Source organism: Vibrio sp. 1180_3, from assembly GCF_029478545.1.
Taxonomy (GTDB): Bacteria; Pseudomonadota; Gammaproteobacteria; order Enterobacterales; family Vibrionaceae; genus Vibrio; species Vibrio aestuarianus.
The window spans coordinates 1-7,000 of sequence record NZ_SJFM01000060.1; the positions used below are offsets into that span (position 1 = coordinate 1).

At 43.3% G+C, this 7,000-nt stretch carries 4 protein-coding genes and 2 pseudogenes; 1 reads left to right on the top strand and 5 read right to left on the bottom strand.

All coding sequences use genetic code 11. The features are described from left to right. Nucleotides 1–117, top strand: a pseudogene (locus EYW48_RS19915) (IS630 family transposase); the annotation flags it as partial. A 7-nt stretch (nt 118–124) separates the two neighbouring features. On the opposite strand, the pseudogene EYW48_RS19920 reads toward EYW48_RS19915, so the two are convergent. The 5 genes and pseudogenes from EYW48_RS19920 to tssI form a co-directional block, all read right to left on the bottom strand. Beyond that, nucleotides 125–499: pseudogene (locus EYW48_RS19920) on the bottom strand (sel1 repeat family protein); the annotation flags it as partial. 8 nt (nt 500–507) lie between these two features. Then, nucleotides 508–1,611 (bottom strand): sel1 repeat family protein, encoded by a 1,104-nt coding sequence (locus EYW48_RS19925; RefSeq protein ID WP_277432922.1) that lies wholly within the window; start codon nt 1,609–1,611, stop codon nt 508–510. After that, nucleotides 1,595–5,275, bottom strand: coding sequence for a LysM domain-containing protein (locus tag EYW48_RS19930; protein ID WP_277432923.1), 3,681 nt, complete (start codon nt 5,273–5,275; stop codon nt 1,595–1,597). The genes EYW48_RS19925 and EYW48_RS19930 overlap by 17 nt, the downstream gene beginning before the upstream one ends. A gap of 2 nt (nt 5,276–5,277) precedes the next feature. Next, nucleotides 5,278–5,805, bottom strand: a complete 528-nt coding sequence (locus EYW48_RS19935) for a DUF4123 domain-containing protein (RefSeq protein WP_053311594.1) — start codon at nt 5,803–5,805, stop codon at nt 5,278–5,280. Beyond that, on the bottom strand, nt 5,802–7,000 hold a 1,199-nt coding region (gene tssI, locus EYW48_RS19940), incomplete at its 5' end, for a type VI secretion system tip protein TssI/VgrG (RefSeq protein ID WP_277432924.1). The genes EYW48_RS19935 and tssI, both read right to left, overlap by 4 nt.

Below are 7,000 nucleotides of genomic sequence, written 5' to 3' on the forward strand. Positions count from 1 at the left end.
GACTTCAAGGCGGCAATAGACCAATTTTTTTCTGTGACTCTTCCAGAGATCGCAGGCTCTTTGACATCTCGAATTAATGATCATTTTCAGGTTCTCAAGCCTGCATCTTCAAGTTGATTCGGTATAATGCAGCATAAGGGTTGCCCTCAAGCAGTGATTTCTGTAGTAATGAAATAACTTCGCCTCTCTTCTGAATGCTCATTAATTTTATTCTGGCATACCACACCATGGCATCAGTATCCCCTTGGACAATCAAAGGTCTTAATATCTCAGGATTAACAGAGCCATGCTGCAATCTGATTAAAAAATCATACATCTTATCTCCCGGCTTTACGGTGCTCGAAATATAAGGGTCAGCTGATTTTTTATTAACATTCTCGGTAATAAATGGCTGAAATAAGGCAATGTCATCTTGTGGGTTAGGCTTGCAAGCAACCAGCCCAACCATAACGCTCAGCAGCAAGACAAGACGGACAAGTCGATTAAGATAAAGCGTCATGATAGTTATCAATCCACCCAATCATCACGGCTAGTAAAACCATCGATATATACCATAGGTGCCATTTTGTTTATTTCTTGCTCTACATTGCAATCTTTAGAAACATTTTTCTTGTTTTCTACCCCAAGAAAGAGCTTGTCTGAACCCGTAATAGCCTCATACAAAGTAGCATAGCAATATAATTGTTCATTGTTAAATTCATCTTTAAACTCAAAAAATCTGGTCTTATAAAAATGTGTACCACCCAAAAATTTTAGCTTTAGATATAAATCATCATTACTTTTTATATCAACATCTTGCCTAACAATAAACTCTATTGCTGGTATATAATTATTATTAGCCGCAATTGTTAGCAACTGAATCACTAATTGATATTGTTCTGGAGTTTTAGCTTCATACTTAACTTTACCCTCAGGGCGAACTAAAATGGTATTCACATAGTCCATCAACGGCTGGTAGTAATGTGCTTGTGCGAAGCGAATCACCTCTTGAATATACTGAGCCCTAGTTTCTTTCGATTGATCTAACTGTTGCTGTTTTAGTAAAAAATATTGAGCACGCAAATCGCCTTGTGCGGCAAGGGGTTTAAAAAGCTCGATCGCTTTTGTAAAATTATCTTCTGTGCAAAGTTGAGCTGAATTAGGGTCACTAATTCCTAACGATTGAACAACCTGACTATCTAATGAACCCGCCCCCAAATAAGCACAAGCATGGCTATTTTTTGAAATAGCTAAGGCTGTGTATGGATTACCCAAAGTTAATGACTGAAATATTAAGTTGGTAACTTCGCGTCTCTTATAGTTATCCAAGAGCAACATACGTGCGTACCATAACATAGCATCAGGATTGCCCTCATCGATTAAACGTAATAATCCTTCCTCTGCGATATCCCATTGTCCATGTTGAATATTAACCAGTATTTCATACATCTTATCTCCCGGCTTTACGGTGCTCGAAATATAAGGGTCAGCTGATTTTTTATTAACATTCTCGGTAATAAATGGCTGAAATAGGGCAATATCGTCTTGTGGGTTAGGCTTGCAAGCCACCAGCCCAACCATAACGCTCAGCAGCAAGACAAGACGGATAAGCCGATTAAGATAAAGCGTCATAAATACTCCAATTGATAATAATTTCATCCGTTTGTACTATATCGTAGTGATTGGGAGCAAGCCCAGTCTCTTTTATCACTTGCGCTTTTTGGCCTACCACCGGATTTTGCACAAGGTCTATCGGGTAGGCATAATACTGGGTTGGCTTTTTAATTCCCACTAACAGACCGCTTTGGTACGATTCATCATAACGAGTTAACACCATATTTTTACAAAGTTTCTTAGAAGATTGATCAAAATAATCCATCAAATCTTGATTACTAATACTTTTCACAAACCTAGCCAAATTAAGCCACTGCGCTTGATAGGTTTGCCATTCAACCTTATGGTCTTTTTTGCCTTCGGGAAGTTTCCCCATCGCAATCAGAGTTTCTTTCCACTGCCTCTGGTTTGCTTCCTCACCAATACTTTCATCTGCTGCTAGCCATTGCATAATTTGTACAATGGCTTGGGCTTGAAGTTGATTAGCTTCCTGCTTAGTTCTGGATTGACCTTGAACTAAGCAGCTTAAAATATTACAGAGCGTTTCAGGAGGTAATGTCACTATCCATTGGCGCATAATTGCACTTCGTTTGGTATCAGTTATACGTTCGGCTAAAAACGGCGCATATTCTTGACTCAACACCTGTTGCTTATAACCCGCTAACGCCGTTACAGGCATCAATAGCACCTGCGCCAAATTCAAACCTAAGCCTACAGCTAGTGTCATAAGGTCATTGAGTTCGTTAAAACTCTCGTTGACTCCATTGGCATCCGCCTCCCCAAAAATCGCTAGACGGCGGAAATGACTCTGTTTTAATACCCCAAGTAAGCAGCCAATAAATTCATCGGCGGCGTTGGCATCCAGATTGATCGCCACTTTACCACTGCAACCGGGCCCAACTACCAATCCCGCTGAAGCGACCAAGATGATAACCCCACCTTGGATCAGCAAACGAAATTCAGCGTGATAACCTGCGCCAAATGAGCCAGACAGTTTACCATCAATCGATCCTAATTTTTTCGGTACCTTGGGCGCGTTGCTCTGCGTAACAAATTTTACCGCAGGTGGGGCCCAATAAACCGTTGCACCTAAAGTGCCCCCTGCTTCTACTCCAGCAAACGCATCAACAGAAACAGCGGCCTCCCCTGCATAACCAGCAGCTTCGGCACTCGCAAGGTTCGCTCCGGGTAAGGCATAGCCATTATAAACATTGGCATCCAATAGCCCTACCGTACTGCCTTTAATACCAAAACCCTCACTCACATCACTCGGGCCGATTGCCAACTTAGCACTCAATTGGCATGAAGCGGCCGCCAGACCATAAACTGAACCGGCAATACAAACCCGTAGATCACCGGCTTTATATTCGATTTCCTTATTGTTTTTATCGATATACTTTAATTTAATCCCATGCCCTTTCACTTTTTCGACCTGCTCTTCCTTCACCGTTTTATTTTCTGGTTCAAGCGGAAGCCAAAATGAAAAACTGAGCTGACCTTGCAAGGCGGTGAATTGATCCGAGATTGCCCCTGAGCCGCCGATATCTCGTTTTTTAATTAAATTTTGATAGGAGCTTAAAGGGGTATTCAGTTCGGTCTCCGCCTTGGTTGATAAACGCAGCAACTGCGCTCCAGCGTCAACAGAATAGGCGGACGTTTCACCATTCGGACCAATACCGCCTTGGTAATGATAGCTATCTTGCCAAAAAGCAGTATCAAACCCAGCACTGGCTTTTAATGGCATTAAATCTACTTTACTTTCAGGCTTGGTGAGCGCTGTGAGTGCGTCCTCTACAGACCCTGCTTCTACAATGTTTTTTCCGTTTGATTGCGGTGCATTAAAGGTGATTTTTTCAGTAATGACTCGAACGTGCCCCGCCGCTAAGGTAGACAGTCGATCTCCATTAGTTTCCGGTATTAACCAGTGTGGACCTCGGATGTAGAATACTTTACCATCTGAGAGCAAGCAGCACTCCACCGCTTGAATATCGTTGGTTCCGGCTTTATTGATAAAGCCTGACTTATGCTTTTCCTTGGGTTTAAATGTAGTTTCATCCCATAACAAGGTAAGAGCCGGCGGCATCTGGCTCGCGTTGCCCAAAGTAAACACTAATTCATCAGCGCCTTGCGCTGCCTTTTTTTGAGCAAGAGATTTTAGGTAATTTAACCGAGCTAAAGCGATTTTTTTAACCCAAAGTAATTGCCTAAAAAGTTCATTAAAAGGTGTTGAATTGCTAGTGCCAAGGAGTTGTGACAATGCTTTTTGGTGCTTAATAACCGTGGTATTAACGACCGCGATCAGTGCTTTTGCTGTGAAGTAAGACCACGCCGCAGGTCCTTTAATAATTCTATCGAGATTGGCGTCCAAACTATCATTGTCAAATTGATCACCTGCGGTTTCCACATATAAAGCCTTGATCAGTTGACTGTCATTGATGATGTCTAAGGCATCCCCCGATTCTCGCCATTTCTTCACTTTTTTTAATGCTTCGGGACCACAAGCTACGCCTGACTCTCCTTCTAATTGGTCTAAGGTTAGACATTGCTCTTTAACGACTAAGCCATAATGGTTGATGTTTTTTAAGTTTATCGCACACACAAACAGCTTTTGTTTATCAAGAAATGCTTGCTGCTCTTTACTATCGAGCGTAGACATGCGAGAGCCTTGTTCTAGAGCTTGCTGCAACTGTGTTGGCCACTGCTTTAAATAAGCACGAGACTGTTGATAACTGCTGCGAAGCAATTCTTGATCTGATTTATCACGGTTTAGGTGCACTTGCTGTATCCAAGATGCCAAGTTCTTTTGCTGGCTACTAGTAAAATATTCGAGCTTTTTATCATAAATAAACTTGCTGCCATCATCTGCAACATGATTTTTTGCTGCTTTTTCAGCGGCTTTTTCTAGGCTTTCGACCTCTTTTTCAATTTTTTTAATCACCAGTGCCCGTAACTGTTGATTAATATTTTTTTCGAACAGAGGGCCTTCTGGTGATGGCCGATATAAAGAGCTGAACTTTCCGTAGTATAAATGGGTATTTTTTGCTTGCTCTCGATTAGATAACTTCTCGCGAGTTTCTTCCAGCGACACGCCAATCAGTCTAGCCACTGTGATCAGATAATCATTCGGATTGGTCCCATCAACTCTGAATGCTTCATTTTTGATCACCAACTTAGCAAGCAGCAGTGCCTGATATTTTTCAGCATCATCTGACGTCATAAACTGTTCGTGAACTTTGGCGGCAAACTTTGAGATCAACCCCAACTTATTGAGATTCTTCATCGTGGCTTGTGAATCATTCTCGACAATGGCTTGCGCCATGTACGCCTTTTCTTCCTCAACTTTTTCTTTTGCTTGCTTAGTCAGCGCATACCAAGCTTTTTTACCCGTTTTAGGATGAGCAGGAACATACAAAATATCATCGTATTGCTTGGGCGGTTGACACGTATCATTTCCACCGTTCAAAGCCGTTGGCGGCTCAACCAATTCAATACGCGAACCGTCAAATTCAATTGGCTTGGTTAGATCTGGCGGCAGTTTTAAGACGTTACCTTCATAAATCAGATTAGGATCTTTAATTTGTTCGCTGTTAAGTTTGATCAGCTCATCGAGAGGAATATTGAAACGCTGAGCAAGTAAGCTTAAGCAATCATTTTTTAAAATCGTATAGGCATTATTGGACATGTTTATACCCACTGCTTAAAGATAGGAGAGGTCAGAGTCAAAGGTTGGCTTTGCTCTGGCTGAATAGGTGAATGATGAAGCGTTTGCCGTTGACGTGCATGATTAACCCAATGAATTGCTTGAGCTGAACCTAAAAGGGTCGCAATATCGATGTCATTAAGTTGCGATGCAGCCTGATTCCAAAAGACATTGGTATAAAAACGCAAAAAGCAGGCTTTATTGTCGATCTTAACTTGGAGTAATGACTGTAAATGCTCACTAAATGCAGAGCCATCTTGACTCGCATCAAGCTCAAAAATAACCGAGCTTGAATCGAAGTAAGGCAGCGTTAACCATTTATCTAATGCTGTCTTATCGCTACCCAAATTAACAACTAATGGGCTTTGGTCATTCAAGTAATCAAAATCTGAACCAGCAAATAATACAATCGCCTGCTGAACGGCCATATTCCGAGTAAGAACATCAATCGCATCAGGAATACGAATGGTATCAACCACTAACCAATAATTAACAACCTTGAGTTGATTCATGAGGCACCTCGTTCGCACGGACAATCTTCTCGAGGACATGACCCATCACTTTGTTTTTGACACATTTTTGCCATGGGCACATTCGCAATAGACAATGTGGACATGGTTGCGGCTGATAGTTGTAATGGTAATGAGTTAGGTGCAGACGGTGCCGCAATCATTTGATTCGGCAACGCCGCTACAACACCGCCATAACCCGATCCGCTGCCTGCGCTGCCGCCGGAGTTGAGGTTGATCGCAGGCCCGACTAGGTGCACACCGCCACCATCCACTTTGATAAAACTACCCGCAGCTCTGATGGTGATCTCATTACCCGCATCTAACACCAACTTATTGCCTGCTTTAAGGTGCACTTCATTACCTGAATCAAAAACCGTTTTTTCACCGATTTTTTGGTGCAGTGAACCACCCACATCAAGGCTACGATCTAACGCTATTTTCTGACGGCTTTCGCCCTCGACCGTTAGGTGTTGGTTATTTTTGATATGGCTGAACTGGTCGTTATCCACCGTCAGGTGGCTATCGTGTTTGATGTGACTGGTGGCGTCATTGAGCACCAGTGCTTCATAGTCTTTTTGCGCGTGCAGGTAGATTTTCTCTTGCGCCGCTTGGTCTTCAAAGCTCAGCTCGTTAAACCCTTCACCTTGGTGGGTTTCACTGCGCAGCACGGTTTTGGCTTTGTTGTCTGGCAGTGTGTAGGGCGCCTTGTTGCTGGCATGGTAGGTGCGGCCTGTGACTATCGGTTGGTCTGGGTCGCCATTTAAAAACGATACTATCACTTCATGACCAATTCTTGGGATAGCCATCATCCCGTATTGGCTGCCTGCCCATCCTTGCGACACTCGCACCCAGCATGAGCTGTGCTCATCGCCGTTTGAATATCTATCCCACGGGAAATGCAGTTTGACGCGGCCATGTTCGTCACAGAAAATTTCTTCACCATCAGGCCCCACGACATGCGCCATGCACGGTCCGTCCGTTTGTGGTTTGGTTTTTGGTGTAGCGCGCCACGTAATAGTGGCCGGGATGAGCGTGAATTGGTTGTTATAAGTGGTTGCGCCGCTGCCACCCTCTTCTTCCAACGCTTGCGGCTGCTTGCCTTGATGATGCGCTTCAACCACTAACCATTCTCGGTTGGCGCTTTCATCTAAGTGCTCTTGCAAGTCAAACTTGTAGCCCGCTTGCAACGCTGGGT

Coding starts and splice junctions, on each gene's coding strand:
- EYW48_RS19935 (WP_053311594.1), bottom strand. CDS start 5,805: ATGAATCAACTCAAGGTTGTTAATTATTGGTTAGTGGTTGATACCATT.
- EYW48_RS19930 (WP_277432923.1), bottom strand. CDS start 5,275: ATGTCCAATAATGCCTATACGATTTTAAAAAATGATTGCTTAAGCTTA.
- EYW48_RS19925 (WP_277432922.1), bottom strand. CDS start 1,611: ATGACGCTTTATCTTAATCGGCTTATCCGTCTTGTCTTGCTGCTGAGC.